This is a genomic window from Pseudomonas xanthosomatis (genome assembly GCF_019139835.1).
In the GTDB taxonomy this organism is placed as follows: Bacteria; Pseudomonadota; Gammaproteobacteria; order Pseudomonadales; family Pseudomonadaceae; genus Aquipseudomonas; species Aquipseudomonas fakonensis.
This window is the reverse complement of the sequence record NZ_CP077075.1, coordinates 5,059,058-5,074,617: the sequence shown is the minus strand read 5'-3', so window position 1 is coordinate 5,074,617 and position 15,560 is coordinate 5,059,058. Positions and strand designations below refer to the sequence as shown.

At 64.2% G+C, this 15,560-nt stretch carries 16 protein-coding genes and 1 pseudogene; 12 read left to right on the top strand and 5 right to left on the bottom strand.

Going from position 1 to position 15,560, the window contains the following annotated elements:
- Positions 1-266 precede the first annotated feature (266 nt).
- Positions 267-1,565 carry a mechanosensitive ion channel family protein gene (locus tag KSS93_RS22365; RefSeq protein ID WP_217886018.1) on the bottom strand — a complete coding sequence of 433 codons (1,299 nt, stop codon included), beginning with the start codon at positions 1,563-1,565 and terminating at the stop codon, positions 267-269.
- Between the two features lie 105 nt (positions 1,566-1,670).
- Here KSS93_RS22365 and KSS93_RS22360 point away from each other — a divergent pair, with 105 nt between their 5' ends.
- The 3 genes from KSS93_RS22360 (at position 1,671) to KSS93_RS22350 (ending at position 3,731) form a co-directional block, all read left to right on the top strand.
- Positions 1,671-3,032: a DEAD/DEAH box helicase gene (locus tag KSS93_RS22360; protein ID WP_217886017.1), complete on the top strand. Its 1,362-nt coding sequence runs from the start codon at positions 1,671-1,673 to the stop codon at positions 3,030-3,032.
- 197 nt (positions 3,033-3,229) lie between these two features.
- On the top strand, positions 3,230-3,511 hold the full coding sequence (locus KSS93_RS22355; protein WP_217839766.1) for a BrnT family toxin: 282 nt from the start codon (positions 3,230-3,232) through the stop codon (positions 3,509-3,511).
- Positions 3,486-3,731 (top strand): BrnA antitoxin family protein, encoded by a 246-nt coding sequence (locus KSS93_RS22350; RefSeq protein ID WP_217886016.1) that lies wholly within the window; start codon positions 3,486-3,488, stop codon positions 3,729-3,731. The genes KSS93_RS22355 and KSS93_RS22350 overlap by 26 nt, the downstream gene beginning before the upstream one ends.
- 6 nt (positions 3,732-3,737) lie before the next feature.
- Here KSS93_RS22350 and KSS93_RS22345 read toward each other — a convergent pair whose 3' ends face one another.
- A complete protein-coding gene (locus KSS93_RS22345; protein ID WP_217886015.1) occupies positions 3,738-4,007 on the bottom strand; it encodes a hypothetical protein in 270 nt (89 codons plus the stop codon).
- 186 nt (positions 4,008-4,193) lie between these two features.
- Between KSS93_RS22345 and KSS93_RS22340 the strand changes: the two genes are divergently transcribed.
- The 5 genes from KSS93_RS22340 to KSS93_RS22320 all read left to right on the top strand — a co-directional run bounded on the left by KSS93_RS22340 (position 4,194) and on the right by KSS93_RS22320 (position 8,725).
- Positions 4,194-4,958 carry an SDR family NAD(P)-dependent oxidoreductase gene (locus KSS93_RS22340; protein WP_217886014.1) on the top strand — a complete coding sequence of 255 codons (765 nt, stop codon included), beginning with the start codon at positions 4,194-4,196 and terminating at the stop codon, positions 4,956-4,958.
- A 105-nt stretch (positions 4,959-5,063) separates the two neighbouring features.
- The gene (gene eutH / locus KSS93_RS22335) at positions 5,064-6,296 is read left to right on the top strand and encodes an ethanolamine utilization protein EutH (protein WP_217886013.1); all 1,233 of its coding nucleotides are present in this window, start codon (positions 5,064-5,066) and stop codon (positions 6,294-6,296) included.
- Positions 6,297-6,372: 76 nt separating this feature from the next.
- Complete coding sequence (locus tag KSS93_RS22330; RefSeq protein WP_217886012.1) at positions 6,373-7,176, top strand: helix-turn-helix domain-containing protein; 804 nt, start codon at positions 6,373-6,375, stop codon at positions 7,174-7,176.
- A gap of 119 nt (positions 7,177-7,295) precedes the next feature.
- On the top strand, positions 7,296-7,700 hold the full coding sequence (locus tag KSS93_RS22325; protein WP_217886011.1) for a transcriptional regulator: 405 nt from the start codon (positions 7,296-7,298) through the stop codon (positions 7,698-7,700).
- A 98-nt stretch (positions 7,701-7,798) separates the two neighbouring features.
- Positions 7,799-8,725, top strand: coding sequence for a DMT family transporter (locus tag KSS93_RS22320; RefSeq protein WP_217886010.1), 927 nt, complete (start codon positions 7,799-7,801; stop codon positions 8,723-8,725).
- A gap of 55 nt (positions 8,726-8,780) precedes the next feature.
- On the opposite strand, the gene KSS93_RS22315 is transcribed toward KSS93_RS22320, so the two are convergent.
- A complete protein-coding gene (locus KSS93_RS22315) occupies positions 8,781-9,953 on the bottom strand; it encodes an MFS transporter (RefSeq protein ID WP_217886009.1) in 1,173 nt (390 codons plus the stop codon).
- 105 nt (positions 9,954-10,058) lie between these two features.
- Between KSS93_RS22315 and ptrR the strand changes: the two genes are divergently transcribed.
- Both ptrR and KSS93_RS26685 read left to right on the top strand, forming a co-directional pair.
- Positions 10,059-10,952: a putrescine utilization regulator PtrR gene (ptrR, locus tag KSS93_RS22310; protein ID WP_217886008.1), complete on the top strand. Its 894-nt coding sequence runs from the start codon at positions 10,059-10,061 to the stop codon at positions 10,950-10,952.
- A 124-nt stretch (positions 10,953-11,076) separates the two neighbouring features.
- Entirely contained in the window at positions 11,077-11,205 is a 129-nt protein-coding gene (locus KSS93_RS26685; protein ID WP_263975034.1) for a PA1414 family protein, read from the top strand.
- A gap of 95 nt (positions 11,206-11,300) precedes the next feature.
- Here the strand turns inward: KSS93_RS26685 and KSS93_RS22305 are convergent, their stop codons facing one another.
- Positions 11,301-12,680 carry a sodium:solute symporter family protein gene (locus tag KSS93_RS22305; RefSeq protein WP_217839759.1) on the bottom strand — a complete coding sequence of 460 codons (1,380 nt, stop codon included), beginning with the start codon at positions 12,678-12,680 and terminating at the stop codon, positions 11,301-11,303.
- A 282-nt stretch (positions 12,681-12,962) separates the two neighbouring features.
- Complete coding sequence (speB, locus tag KSS93_RS22300) at positions 12,963-13,913, bottom strand: agmatinase (RefSeq protein WP_217839758.1); 951 nt, start codon at positions 13,911-13,913, stop codon at positions 12,963-12,965.
- 224 nt (positions 13,914-14,137) lie between these two features.
- Between speB and KSS93_RS22295 the strand changes: the two genes are divergently transcribed.
- Positions 14,138-15,031: a LysR family transcriptional regulator gene (locus KSS93_RS22295; protein WP_217839757.1), complete on the top strand. Its 894-nt coding sequence runs from the start codon at positions 14,138-14,140 to the stop codon at positions 15,029-15,031.
- Positions 15,032-15,117: 86 nt separating this feature from the next.
- A pseudogene (locus tag KSS93_RS27030) lies at positions 15,118-15,462 on the top strand (PAS domain-containing protein); the annotation flags it as partial.
- Between the last annotated feature and the right edge of the window lie 98 nt (positions 15,463-15,560).

Below are 15,560 nucleotides of genomic sequence, written 5' to 3'. Positions count from 1 at the left end.
TAGCTGTTTGATCGGTTAGCGAGCGCCCCAGAGCGGACCGTTCATGATGGTGGAGTGCTTCCGCGGTGAGGCGGGGCTGATTTCGCGGAAGATCCTCTTGTCGGCCGTGGCGTCTCTGGTGACCTTGAGCGGGTTGTTGTACCTGATGGGTTATGCGGGGTAGTTAAGAGCCTCTTCGCGGGGCAAGCCCGCTCCTACAATGACCGCGCAGACCTTTGGGAGCGGGCTTGAACCCGCGAAGAGGCCGCAACGCGGCCCCGGCAGTCTCAAACTTCGCCCATCTCTTCCAGTCGCCGTGGCATAGGCTCCACAACCCGCCCAGCCAACCCCGCCCGCATATCATTGCCACTGGGCTGCTGATAAAGGCTCAAACCAAACTCCGGCAACACCGCCAGCAGGTAATCGAAGATATCCCCCTGAATGCGCTCGTACTCCGCCCACACCGTGGTGGTCGTGAAGCAGTAGATCTCCAGCGGCACGCCTTCGGCGGTGGTCTGCAGCTGGCGGACCATGCAGGTCATGTTGGCGTGCACGTTGGGGTGGTTTTTCAGGTACGCCAGGGCGAAGGCGCGGAAGGTGCCGATGTTGGTCAACTGGCGGCGGTTGGCCGAAAGCCCGGCGTTGTGGCCCTGGGCCTGGTTCCATTCATGCAGCTCCTGGCGCTTGCCAGCCAGGTAGTCGCCGAGCAGGCGCACCTGGCCCAGGCGCTGTTCTTCTTCGGCGGTGAGAAAGCGCACACCGGCGGCGTCGATGAACAGGCTGCGCTTGATGCGCCGCCCGCCGGACTGCTGCATGCCGCGGTAGTTGCGAAACGACTCGCTCATCAGGCGCCAGGTGGGGATGGAGACGATGGTCTTGTCGAAGTTCTGCACCTTCACCGTATGCAGGGTGATGTCCACCACATCGCCGTCGGCGCCGGCCTGGGGCATCTCGATCCAGTCACCGACGTGCAGCATGTCGTTGCTGGTCAGCTGCACGCTGGCAACGAACGACAGCAGGGTGTCCTTGTACACCAACAACAGCACCGCCGACATGGCACCCAGGCCCGACAGCAACAGCAGCGGCGAACGGTCGATCAGGGTGGCGACGATGACGATGGCGGCGAAGATCCACAGCATCATCTTGGCCAGTTGCATGTAGCCCTTGATCGAGCGGGTGCGGGCGTGCTCGGTGCGCGCGTAGATGTCCAGCAGCGCGTCCAGCAGGCAGGACAGCGCGCGGGTCATGAACAGCAGGGTCACCGCCAGGGCGACGTTGCCGAGAAAGTGCTGGGCGGTGCTGGAAAGCTCCGGCACCAGTTTCAGGCCCGACTGCACCGCCAGCGACGGGGTGGTCTGTGCCAGGCGGTGGAACACCTTGTTGTGGCGCAGGTCGTCCAGCCACCTGAGCGCCGGCTGGCGGCCCAGCAGGCGGCTGGCGTGCAGCACCAGAAAGCGGGTTACCCGGCCGATCAGCAGCGAGACCAGCAGCAATACCACCAGGCCGATGGTGGCATGCAGCAGCGGGTGTTGGTCCAGGGTTCCCCAGAGGTCGAAGGCGTCACGCCAGAATCGTTGCAGGTCCATAAATGTTCAAAGCGGTCTGTATTGCGGTACGAAGCGGCATTAGAGCGCGGATCGGCGCAAAGTTGCCAAAAGAAATTCGGCTCCGGCCACGGAAAACGTTACCCTATGCAACTTGAATTTTTGCACTTGCCCGAGGTTACCCCCGTGTTTTCCCAATTCGCCCTGCACGAACGCCTGCTCAAAGCCGTGGCCGAGCTGAAATTTGTCGAGCCGACCCCGGTGCAGGCAGCGGCCATTCCCCTGGCCCTGCAAGGGCGTGACCTGCGGGTGACGGCACAGACCGGCAGCGGCAAGACCGCGGCCTTCGTGCTGCCGATGCTCAACCGCCTGGTCGACCGCAGTGGCCCGAGCGTGGAAATCCGTGCACTGATCCTGCTGCCGACCCGCGAGCTGGCCCAGCAGACCCTCAAGCAGGTGAAGCTGTTCTCGCAGTTCACCTACATCAAGTCGGGCCTGGTTACCGGCGGTGAGGACTTCAAGGAACAAGCGGCAATGCTGCGCAAGGTGCCAGACGTGCTGATCGGCACCCCGGGCCGCCTGCTCGAGCAGCTCAACGCCGGCAACCTCGACCTGTCCCACGTGCAGGTACTGGTGCTCGATGAAGCCGACCGCATGCTCGACATGGGCTTTGCCGAAGACATGGAGCGCCTGTGCAAGGAGTGCGAGAACCGCGAGCAGACCCTGCTGTTCTCGGCCACCACCGGTGGCGCGGCGCTGCGCGACATCATCGGCAAGGTACTCAAAGACCCTGAGCACCTGATGCTCAACAGCGTTTCGCAACTGGCCGAGGGCACTCGCCAGCAGGTCATCACCGCCGACCACGATCAGCACAAAGAACAGATCGTCCAGTGGCTGTTGGCCAACGAGACCTACCAGAAGGCGATCATCTTCACCAACTACCGTGTCCTGGCCGACCGTATCTACGGCCACCTGGTGGCCAAGGAAGTGAAGGCCTTCGTGTTGCACGGCGACAAGGACCAGAAGGACCGCAAGCTGGCCATCGACCGCTTCAAGGAAGGCGGCTCGAAGGTGCTGGTAGCCACCGACGTCGCCGCCCGCGGCCTGGACATCGACGGCCTGGACCTGGTGATCAACTTCGACATGCCGCGCAGCGGTGACGAGTACGTGCACCGTATCGGCCGCACTGGCCGTGCCGGTGGCGAGGGCCTGGCCATCTCGCTGATCACCCACAACGACTGGAACCTGATGTCCAGCATCGAGCGCTACCTCAAGCAGCAGTTCGAGCGCCGGGTCATCAAGGAAGTCAAAGGCACCTACAGCGGGCCGAAAAAGGTCAAGGCCTCGGGCAAGGCTGTTGGTAGCAAGAAGAAAAAGGGCGACAAGAAGACCGGCGACAAGAAAACCGCAGCCAAGCGCAAGCCAACGGCCAAGCCGCGGCCTAACGCCCCGCTGGCCAGCGCCGATGGCTTGGCACCGCTGAAAAAGCGCAAGCCAGCGGCTGAGTAAGCCCCTTTCTGCAGTACCCCGCCACCGCAACGGTGGCGGGCGTCTTCACGTTGTTCCCCGCCTGTTGTAGCCCTTTTCTGAAACCGCATTTTCGCCGGGAAAATCGCCCGAAACCTTCCAGACTGCTCTGGCATAACGCAGTCAGGAGGCGTAGCGTATGTACATCTGTAAATACATTGATTCCGGCAGAGTGCGCGATGCAGTTTGAATGGGACGAGGACAAGAACCGCCTCAACATTCGCAAGCACGGCCTGGACTTCAACGATGTACCCAGAATGTTCCAGCGCCCGATGCTGGTACTGGAAGATGACCGGTTCATTTACGACGAAACCCGCTGGATCGCCATGGGCTGGCTCGATGCCCTGGTGGGCGTGGTCGTCTACACCGAGCGGCAGGGCGATGTGATTCGCATCATCTCTGCCCGCAGAGCCACCGAACGTGAGGTAATGCGCTATGCCCAAACCATCAGCCGACGATGACCGCAATCTGCCCGTCAACGACCAGGTCGACACTTCTGACATCCCCGAACTCGACGACGACTTCTTCGAACGCGCCGAACTGCGCCTGCCCGCCAAGCAGACCGTGACCATTCGCCTGGACAGCGACGTGCTGGCCTGGTTCAAGGCCCAGGGTGCCGGCTACCAGACCCGCATCAACCAGCTGTTGCGCCAGTACATGGAAGCCCGGCAGCGGCGTTGAAGGGCATCAGGTGTTTTTCTCGGCTGCTTTTAGCTCTTTGATCCGCTTGTCGATGAGCTGGCATTTGTCGGGCAGGTCCTTGCTCGCCGTGCCCAGGTCCATGTCCTGCAGCTCGTCATTGATCTCCTTGGCTTTTTGCGGGTTCTGTTCGGTCAGCTGGCTGACCAGCCCGGCCAGTTCCTCGCGTTTCTGGGTAGCTTCTTCCGGCGTGCAGGCCCAGGCGGGCAGGGCGCTGCACAGGGCGGCGGCGCAGGCGATACGCAGCAGGGTTTTCATCCGTTGAACCTCCGGCGGTGGATATGCGCGGTGGAGCGGCACATCAAGCGATAAGTTCAGCGTCGGCGACGGGCTGCCCATCACCGTTTGCGACACCTATACCCAGGGGTATATGGACCCTCCCGCTGCCTGGCTCCAGCATGTGGCCACAACCACAACAGCTGATGACAGCCAGGAGCACAGGGTATGGACCGATTGAAAGGCAAGGTGGCACTGATTACCGGCGGCGCCGGTGGCTGCGGCCTGGCAGCCTCGGAACTGTTTGCCGCCGAGGGCGCCAAGGTGGTCATTCTCGACCTGCCGAGCAGCCAGGGCGAAGCCGTGGCCGCGCGTATCAATGCCGCTGGTGGCCAGGCGCTGTTCGTCGCCGCTGACGTTTCCGTGGCCGACCAGGTGCACCGCGTCGTCACTCAGGCCCAGGCGCACTTCGGCCCGATCACCGTGCTGATGAACCACGCCGGCATCATTGCCGCCGGCCCGTTCCTTGAAACCAGCGAGGCCGAGTGGGACCGCCTGATGAGTGTCAACGTCAAGAGCATGTTCCTGGTGACCAAGGCCGTGCTGCCGGGCATGCTCGCCGCCGGTGGCGGCAGCGTGATCTGCACCTCGTCGATTTCTGCCGTGGTGGGCACGCCGATGGAGGTGCTGTATTGCACTACCAAGGGCGCCAGCCACATGTTCGCCCGCGCACTGGCGGTGGAGTACCGCGACCAGAACATCCGCAGCAATGCCATTTGCCCTGGCTTTATCGGTACCGCCCATGGCCGGCGCGAGCTCGACCTGCTGCGCGGCTACGGGGTCGATGCCTCTGACGAGGCCATCAAGACCATGCAGGGGCGCCTGTGCGACCCGAGCGAAGTGGCCAATGCCGCGCTGTTTCTGGCCAGCGACGAGTCGAGCTTCGTCAGCGGCTCGCACCTGTTCGTCGACAACGCCTACACCGCCATGTGACACCCGGCCGGCAGCAGGCTGCCGGCCCCGCTACCAGAACATCACAAGAACAATCCGCGACACCTTTCGATTCTGCCCACCAACTCAAACAACACGAGGCAGCAGATGGAAAACATAGGCACTTACGTCATTTACGTGATCATGGCCTGCGCTGTGGTCGGGGCGATTGCCTCGATCATCGACGCCGAGTCCGAGCTGGGCAAGGAGTTCGCCGCCGGCCTGCACAGTATTGGCCCGATCTTCATCCCGGTGGCCGGCATCATGGCCGCCATCCCGTTCATATCCAGCTTCATCAGCCACTTCATCGGCCCGCTGTTCAACGCCATGGGCGCCGATGCCGGCATTGCCGGGCCGATCTTCATCGCCTCCGACCTTGGCGGCTACCAACTGGCCCAGGCCCTGTCGAGCAGCCCCGAAGGGTGGATTCTCGGGCTGATCACCGGCTTTCAGTGCGGGTCGACGGTGATCTTCGTCATCCCGGTGGGGCTGGCCATGCTCAACAAGGCCGACCACAAGTACATGGCCCTGGGGATCATGGCCGGGCTGCTGAGCATCCCGATCAGTATCGTGGCCATTGCCATGGGCATGCAGCTGATGGGCCTGGGCGTACGCCCGGACATCGCCACCAGCGGCGCCGCCACCCAGGCCCTGCATTTCACCTTGCCGACCCTGCTGCGCAACCTGTCGCCGCTCATCCTGTTCTGCATTGCCCTGGCCGCGGCGCTGCGCTACTTCCCCAACCTGATGGTGCGCCTGTTCCTCAAGCTCGGGCAGTTGATGTACATGGCGGTGACCCTGGTGCTGGTGGCTTCTATCGTCGAGTACTTCACCGGGGCGTTCACTGCCGTGTTCGGTAGCTGGGGCTTTGCGCCGATCATCGCCGACAAGGCCGACCAGTTCCGCGCCCTGGAAATCGCAGGTTACGTGGGCATCATGCTGTGCGGTGCGTTCCCGATGGTCTACCTGATCAAGCGCTTCCTGTCGCGGCCGATCGAATCGGTGGCGGCCAAGGTCGGCCTGTCGCCGGTGGGTGCGGCCGGGGTGCTGGCAGCCTCGGCGAACATCCTGGCGATGTTCCGCCTGGTGGCCGACATGCCGCCCAAGGACAAGGTGCTGGTGATCGCCTTCGCCGTGTGCGCGGCGTTCACTTTCGGCGACCACCTGGCCTACTCGGCCAACTTCCAGCCCACCCTGATCGGCCCGCTGATCCTCGGCAAGCTCAGTGGCGGCTTGCTGGGCATGCTGTTGGCCTACTGGTTGGCGGTACCCAAAGCCGTCGAGCTGGGGCGTCAGGATGAGGATGCAGGCCTGTTGCCGGCCGGCGCACCGTTGCACTGACCGGGCCTGGCGTCGTTCAATGCCGCTGGCGGGCAGCCTGCCCGTCAACGGCTTTCTTCTGCGCAGGCACGCACCTATGAATAACGACAACGCCAGCCGCCTGGGCGCGGTCATCGCCAGCATCGGCAGCGATGCACTGGGCCCGGCGGTGGACGCGGCGCTCAAGGCCGTGGTCGATTTCGACATGAGCTGCGCCTACCTGTTTCGCTTCAACCAGCCGGCGCTGCTGGTGCATGACGGCTACCAGCAGCGGGTGACCGAGCGCACGCTCAAGGCCTATTTGCGTGGCGGCTATTTGCTTGACCCGTTCTACGTGGCCTGCACCAACCACCACCCCGCTGGCCTGTGGCGCATGAGCGAGCTGGCGCCGGACAGCTTCTTCGCTTCGGGCTTTTCCATCTCCCACGACATTCACCCCTGCGTGTCGTCGCATCACGGCAGCCTGATCGAGGAAATCGGTTTCATCGTGCCGGTGCGGCCACGCACGGCATTGGTGTATTCGCTGATGCGCGGCCTGGACAAGGGCGCCTTTACGGCCGCACAGGCGCAGCGCCTGGCCGCGCTGACGCCGGTGGTCGAGGCCGTGTTCAGCCAGCACCTGCGCCTGGCCCATGGCGACGACCTGGCCGACCCGCAGGACTCGGACAGCCAGCTGGAAGATGCCTTCGTCGACATTCTTCAGGGCCAGTTGACCGAAACCCAGCGGCATGTGGCCAAGCTCATATTGCAGGGCCACAGCAGCCAGTCGATCTCCCGCGAGCTGGGTATCTCCGAGGGCACGGTCAAGGTGCACCGGCACAACATCTGGCAGCGCCTGGGCATCGCCGGCAATGCCGAGTTGTTTCGCTTGTTCATCAACTACCTAGTGAAGAACAGCTGAGGCCTTAGCGGGTATGGGGGGACTCAATGCATGGCGAGCGAAATTTCGCGGAACGCCTGGAGCCACGCGCAGGTCCACACCCTGTGTACCCCATCCGTCCACAGCAGGAGGCCCGCTCCATGAGCAGCTACGACTGGGACCTGATCGAGCGCTTGTTGCACGAAGTACAGAACGGCGCCGGCCACAGCTTCACCCCGCGCCCCTACGCCGAACAACACGCCGCGGCGCTGGCCGCCAAGGGCGAGGCGCCGGGTGATCTGGACCACCTGAAAACCCGCGCCTGCGAATATGAAAAGCTCTTGTTCGAGCGCGGCTACATCGAGAGCCGCCCCGAAGAAGACGGCGGCAACGGCGAGAATTTCGTGCTCACCGAGCGCGGTTCGCGCCTGCTCAGCCTGATCGACAGCAGCATCCCCGGCTTCGAACACCCGCGCCATGTGCTCGATGAGCAGGACGATGCGCTGGACGAAACCACCTTCGAACAGGTGTCGGCCAAGGCGCAGATTGCCGGTGGCTCCATCTAGAGGTGGCGCTGGCAGGGCTGAGGCATGAATAATCGGGGTTGAATTTCATTCGACTGCCGAGCCTTGCCGATGACCAAAGATGCAAAAGGGGCCCGCCCATGAGCGAGGCCCGCAAGAACCCCGACGCCTTTGCCCTGCAGGTGATGCTGGTGCTGTGCCTGATCTGGGGCTGCCAGCAAGTGCTGATCAAGTCGGCTGCGGTCGACATCGCGCCGGTGATGCAGGCGGCTTTTCGTAACGGCATCGCCGCCGTGCTGGTGGGGCTGCTGGTGTGTTTTCGCGGTGGTTGGGCGCAGGTGGGCAGCACTTGGCGCGCGGGGCTGTTGGCGGGTGCCTTGTTTGGCCTTGAGTTTTTGTTCATTGCCGAGGGCCTGAAGCTGACCTCGGCGGCGCACATGTCGGTGTTCCTCTATACCGCACCGATCTTCACCGCGCTGGGGCTGCATTTCATGATGCCCAGCGAGCGCCTGCGGCTGTTGCAGTGGCTGGGCATCCTGCTGGCCTTTGCCGGCATTGCCCTGGCTTTTGCCGGCGGGGTTTCGCTGGATCAGCTGGACGGGAAAATGTTGTTGGGCGACGGCTTGGCCATTCTTGCTGGCCTGGCCTGGGGCGCGACCACCGTGGTGGTGCGCGGTTCGCGGTTGTCCGAGGCGCCGGCGACCTTGACGCTGTTCTACCAACTGGCGGTGGGCTTTGCCGGGCTGGTGCTGATCGCCCTGTTGAGCGGGCAGATCGGCGACTTCACACTGACCCGGCTGGCGGTGGGCAGTGTGCTGTTCCAGGGCATCGTGGTGTCGTTCATCAGCTACCTGACCTGGTTCTGGCTGCTGCGCAAATACCTGGCGTCAAACCTTGCGGTGTTTTCGTTCATAACCCCGCTATTCGGTGTGACCTTCGGCGTGGTGCTGCTGGATGAACCCTTGAGCCTGAACTTCGTGATCGGTGCGGTGATGGTGCTGCTCGGTGTGATCATGGTCAGCGCCGAGCAGTGGGTGCGCCAGCAACTGCGCAAGGTAGTGGGTTAGCGAGCAGGGCCGCGCCCCTGTAGGAGCCGGCTTGCCGGCGATAGGGCCCGCCCAATCAACGCACCCGCTGCAGCCCGGCACAGCCTTCGGCACGCCCGGCCCCGGCGCTGATCAGCAAAACCCCGGCAACCGCCAAGCCGGCAGCTGCCAGCACCAGTGCCGGCTGCAAACCACCACTGAAATGGCTGCTCAACGCCGCCAGCAGCGGCCCGCTCAACTGCCCCAAGGCAAAGCAGGCGGTCAGCAGCCCGGCATTGCGTTGGGTGGCATGGGGCGCCAGCTCCCGCGAGCGCTGCATCACCAGTTGCATGCAGGCCAGGAACGGCCCGCCGCACAGCAGCACACCCAGCCCCAGCCCGATGCCGCCGCCCAGCAGGCAGGCCAGCACCCCCAGGCCCTGCAGCCACAAGGTGATGGTCAGCCACCCCGACGTGCGGCCTGGCCGGCGCAGGCTGACCAGCACCACGCCCAACGCCGCCGCCAGGCCGAATGCCGGCCAGAAAAGGTCTGCCTGCCACTGGCCGTGAAACTGTTGGCTGGCCATCTGCGACAAAAAAGTAGCCGGCAGGATGTAGCCGATACCGTACAGGCCATACACCAGCCCCAGGCGGCCAATACCGCTGCCTCGCGTCGGGTTGTTGGGTACTGCCGCGGGTGCCGGTACAGCCTCCATCGCCCGCGGCAGCCATGGCAGCACAGCCAGCAGCATCACCAGCGCGGCCACCCCGTAGATCAGCCACAGCGCCGAAGAGCCCAGCCCCAGCAAATGAGCGACCAGCGCCAGCAGGCCGGTCAACGCAATACCGGCGCCGGGCCCGGCGAACACCTGTGCGCCAAGGCGCTGGCGGCCGTGGGCATTGGCCAGTTGCTGGCTGAGGCTGGTGATCATCACCAACACCCAGGCGCTGGCAACGCCGGTGCCGAAGCGCAGCAGCAAGTGGCTCCAGAACCCGTCGGCCGCCGCTGAGGCCAGGGTCAGCAGCACGCAAAGCCACAGCCCGCCATGCAGGCGAAGGCGTACTTGAGCGGGCTTGCGGGCGAACATGCCGTCCACCGCGCCCAGCAAGTAACCGAGGTAGTTGGCCGCAGCGATCAGGCCGCCGGCGGTCAGGTCGAACTGGCCCTCGGCGATCAGGCTGGGCAGTTGCGGGGTGAGGGCGAAGCGGCCGATACCCATGGCCATCATCAGGGCCACGGCGCTGGCCAGCAGTTGCACGAAGGGGGGCATGGCGAGTCTCCTGCCGAAGGTGGGCGATGGATGGCAGGGTAGGGCGAGTTGACTTTCAATAAAATTGAATAATGATGATCAAGTTGTTCTGTTTTGGAGAATGTCATGGAGTTCAGCCAACTGCGCATCTTCCAGGCCGTGGCCGAGGAGGGCTCGGTGACCCGCGCCGCCGAGCGCCTGCACCGGGTGCCGTCGAACCTCAGCACGCGCCTGCGCCAGCTCGAGGAGCAACTGGGGGTGGAGCTGTTCCTGCGTGAACGCCAGCGCTTGCAGTTGTCGCCGGCCGGCAAGGTGTTGCTCGACTACGCCAGCCGCCTGTCGGCGCTGCGTGACGAAGCGGTGGCGGCGGTGCAGGGCGGCCAGCCGGCGGGCGACTTTGTGCTGGGCACCATGTACAGCACGGCGGCCATCCACCTGCCCGGGTTGCTGGCGCGCTACCACCAGGCGTACCCGGCCGTGAACCTGCAGGTGCAGGCTGCGCCCAGCGGTGAACTGCTCGAAGGGCTGCTCAGTCACAAGCTCGATGCCGCGCTGGTGGATGGCCCGCCCAGCCTGGCCGGGCTGGATGGCGTGCCGCTGTGCGACGAAACCCTGGTGCTGATCACCAGCCCCGAGCACCCGCCGGTACGCACTGCGCGGGATGTCGCCGGCAAGGCGGTGTTTACCTTCCGCCAGGGCTGCTCGTACCGCATGCGCCTGGAGGCCTGGTACGCCCATGCCCACACGCCCATGGGCCGGGTGATGGAAATCGAGTCCTACCAGAGCATGCTGGCCTGTGTGATCGCAGGGGCCGGGGTGGCGCTGATGGCCCAATCGATGCTCGACAGCCTGCCAGGCCGCGACCGGGTACGTGCCCATCGCTTGCAGGCACCCTTCGATCAGGCGGTCACCTGGCTGATGTGGCGCCAGGGCATGCGCGGGGCAAATTTGCAGGCGTGGATCGACTTGCAACAAAGCGAAACGATTGACCGACCGTCGGAAGCTGCGGCCAGTGCTTGATCCGGGTCAAAATCGCCCCTATCTGTAAGAACAGGCGTATGCGCAATGCAGGACATCGGACTATGATCTGTATGAAGCATCGCAGAATTGATTGACCGTGAGGCTGACCCGTCAAGGGGGCATTATGAACCGACACATGTACAACTGGCTCCACGACCTTGCCGTCGCCCTGGGCTTGCTGCCACCACCGCTGCAGCCGGTGCCGATCCCCAGCGACGAAGAACAGCGCAAGCGCCAGCCGCGCCGCCGCTGATTCAGAGCAAGCAAAAAGGCCGCCGCATCTTTTCGATGTAGCGGCCTTTTGCGTTTTTGCCGAGGGCCTCATCACCGGCAAGCCCCAGTTACCCCTCAGGCCAGGTTCACCGCCGCAGCCGGCTTGCGCGAGGCCAGGCTGACCACCACGAAGCTCACCAGGCCGATGGCCAGGCTGTAGTAGATCGGCGTGTTGGCATCCAGGCCATCCTTGAACATGAAGAACAGCGCGGTGGCAAAGCCCAGCGACATGCTGGCGATGGCCCCGGCGGTGGTGGCGCGCTTCCAGAAGATCGCACCGATCAGCGGGATCAGCATGCCGCCCACCAGCAGGTTGTAGGCCAGGGTCAGGGCGCTGATCACATCGTTCACCGCCAGGGCGATACCCAGCACCACCAGGCCGGTGAGCAGGGTGAACAGGCGGTTGATGCCGAGGCTCGACTGCTTGCCGCCACGCAGCTTGGGCAGCAGGTCTTCGGTCAGGGTGGTGGAGGCGGCCAGCAGGCCGGCGCTGGCGGTGGACATCATCGCGGCCAGGGCCGCGGCCATCAGCAGGCCACGGATGCCCTCGGGCAACTGGCCCTTGATCATCTCGGCAAAGGCGTTGTTGGGGTTGGCAAGGTCCGGCATCAGCACATGGGCGGCCATGCCGATCATCGCGCAGGCCAGGCCGTACAGCACGCAGTACACGCCAGCGGTGGTACCGGCGCGCTGGCAGACCTTCTCGTCACGGGCGGTGAACACGCGCTGCCAGATGTCCTGGCCGATCAGGATGCCGAAGAAGTAGATCAGGAAGTAGGTGATGATGGTGTCCCAGCCGATGGTGGTCCAGCTGAAGCTGGCCGCCGGCAGCTTGGTTACCAGGGCGTCCCAGCCACCGGCCTTGTACAGGCACACCGGCAGCAGGATGAACATCAGGCCCACGGTCTTGATCACGAACTGGACGATGTCGGTCAGAGTCAGCGACCACATGCCGCCGATGGTCGAATACACCACCACCACGCCGCCGCCGAACAGCAGCGCCATCCAGAACGGCACATCCAGCAGCACCTGCAGCACGGTGCCCATGGCCAGGGTCGAGGTGACGCCGATCATCAGCGCGTAAGCCAGCATGATCGCCGCGCTGGCCTGGCGTGCCATGGGGTTGTAGCGGCGCTCCAGCACCTGGGTCACGGTGAAGATCTTCAGGCGCAGCAGCGGCTTGGCCAGGAACAGGTTAAGGGCAATGATGCCCAGGCCCAGTGCCGCGCACAGCCAGAAGCCGGAAATGCCATGCACATAACCCAGGCGCACGGTACCGACGGTGGAGGCACCGCCCAGCACGGTGGTGGCCATGGTGCCCATGTACAGGGTGGGCCCGAGGTTGCGCCCGGCCACCAGGTAGTCTTCATGGGTTTTCGCGCGCCGCATGCCGTACCAGCCCAACGCGAGCATGCCGGCGGCATAGATCAGTACAACGATGATGTCCAAGGCCATTGGGGGTCTCCCGATTATCTTTATTATGGCGAGATCGGCCGCCAGGGCTTCTCACGGCGCCCGACGGCTCTGTCTTGTGTTGGCGGGCCTCTATGGCCCTCCCGGATGGCTCCTGCCGGGGTGAAGCAAGTCGTTGCAGCTGGGTTTTCTGCAGGAGCGGCCTTGTGCCGCGATGGGCTGCGTAGCAGCCCCAAAGCCTGCATCTACCGGCTTGCAGGCAATCTGGAGCTGCTGTGCAGCCCATCGCGGCACTAGGCCGCTCCTACACAAGCAGGGCGATGATCAGCGGCGCACCACGCCCGGCAGCACGCAGAGCATTTCGAACAGCAGGTTGGCGCCCAGCAGCGAGGTGTTGCCGGTGGTGTCGTAGGGTGGGGAGACTTCGACCAGGTCACAGCCGATCAGGTCCAGGCCATGGCAGCCGCGGATGATCTCCATCGCCTGGATGGTGGTCAAGCCGCCGATTTCCGGGGTGCCGGTGCCAGGCGCCCAGGCCGGGTCGATGCCGTCGATGTCGAACGACAGGTACACCGGGCCGCCGCCGACCTTTTCGCGTACTTCGGCCATCAGCGGTTCCAGCGACTTGTGCCAGCACTCTTCGGCCTGCACTACACGAAAACCCTGGCGGCGGCTCCAGTTGAAGTCGTCGGCGGTGTAGCCCTGGGCGCGCAGGCCGATCTGCACCACGCGCTCGCAATCGAGCAGGCCTTCTTCCACGGCGCGGCGGAAGGTGGTGCCGTGGGCGATCTTCTCGCCGAACATGTGGTCGTTGACGTCGGCGTGGGCATCGATGTGCACCAGGCCGATCTTGCCGTGTTTCTTGTGCAGGGCGCGCAGGATCGGCAGGGTGATGGTGTGGTCGCCGCCCAGGGTCATCGGGATCACGTTGTGCTCGACAATCTGGTCGTAGGCCTCTTCGATGATGCGCACGGCGTCCAGCAGGTTGAACGTGTTGATCGCCACGTCACCGATGTCAGCCACCGACAGCGAGTCGAACGGGGCGGCGCCGGTGGCCATGTTGTACGGGCGGATCATCACCGATTCGGCGCGGATCTGCCGCGGGCCGAAGCGGGTGCCCGAGCGCAGCGAGGTACCGATGTCCAGCGGCACGCCAATGAAGGCGGCGTCCAGGCCCTCGGGGCTTTGCAGGTGGGGAAGGCGAAGCATGGTGGCGATGCCGCCGAAACGCGGCATTTCGTTGCCGCCCAGTGGTTGGTGGAGAATCTTGTCCACGGTGGGCCTCATCAGTCGGTCGATTGTTCTGTTTGTTCGAACCTGTTCCGCCGCGCGCCTCGAACTGTGACGAATGCCGGCGGGCAGGGACATTTCGCCGCAGTCTGCGCAAGGTAGTGCCGGGGAAGAATCGCTACCGACAAAAACTTACTTCAGAGATTTCTGAACTATCGGCCGGCAAGCGCGTTAGACTCTGCGCATTTCCACCCTGCCGGACCCGCGCCATGGCCTCATCGCTGCCCGACCTGAAACTGCTGCGCATCTTCGCCAGCGTGGTGCGCCACCAGGGCTTCGCCAATGCCCAACGCGACCTCAACCTGTCCACCTCGGCCATCAGCACCTACATGAGCCAGCTGGAAGGCGCCCTGGGCATCGTGCTCTGCCACCGTGGCCGTGGCGGCTTCAGCCTGACCAGCAAGGGCGAGCTGTTCCACCAGGAGACCCTGCGCCTGCTGGCCGAGCTGGACGGCTTCGAGCAGTACGCGGCGGCGCTCAAGGGCGAGCTGCGCGGCACCCTCAACCTGGGGGTGATCGACTCCACCGTCGGCGACCGCGCCCTGCCTTTGGCCGAAGCCATCGGCGCCTACAGCCAGGAGCACCCGGCGGTGCACCTGCACCTGTCGGTGTCCAGCCCCTACGAGCTGCAACTGGGGGTACAGGACAACCGCCTGGACCTGGCCATCGGCGCGTTTTCGTCACGCATGAGCGGCCTTTTGTACCAGCCGCTGTACCGCGAACAGCACTGGCTGTATTGCAGCAGCCGCCACCCGCTGTTCGCCGAGCGACGCATCCCGGAGCCGGTGGTCACCCAGCAGCGCATGGTCGGGCGTGGCTACTGGAGCCAGGCCGAGCTGGCCCGGCATGGCTTCAAGCACAGTGCAGCGACGGTGGAGAGCATGGAGGCGCAACTGATCCTGATTCTCTCCGGTGCCTACATCGGCTACCTGCCCGAACACTACGCCCAGGCCTGGGTCGACAAGGGCGATTTGCGCGTGCTGTCGCCGGCCACCTTCGGCTACCAGGCGCCGTTTTCGCTGATCATCCGCCGTGGCCGCAGTCGCGAACCCCTGATCCAGACCTTCCGCGACCTGCTCAAAAGCCAGCTCAACGTAGGCTGAATACTCACGTTCCGTCAAAACGAGCGAATTTCCTACAAACTTGACCGCTGCGGTGCTGGCCTTCTGCTAAACCTCTACTTGCTTTGATGATTTTCCCACTCATCTGGATAAGCAAGGGATCGCCAACGATGCGCATGAATTTGCCCGTCACCGAACGCGAGAGAACGTTTCCAAACGATCAGCGGTTGATTTCCACCACCGACCTGAGCAGCCGCATCACCTACTGCAACGATGCCTTCGTGGCCATCAGCGGCTTCACCTACGACGAGTTGGTGGGCCAGCCGCACAACCTGGTGCGCCACCCCGACATGCCGCCGTCGGTATTCGCGCACATGTGGGACACCATCAAGCAAGGCAAGCCCTGGATGGGCGTGGTCAAGAACCGCGCCAAGAACGGCGATTTCTACTGGGTCAGCGCCTATGTGACGGCGGTGTACGAGAACGGCCGCATCAGCGGTTACGAGTCGGTGCGCTCGGTGCCCACCCGCGAGCAGATCCGCCGTGCCGAGGCGCTGTACGCACGCTTGCG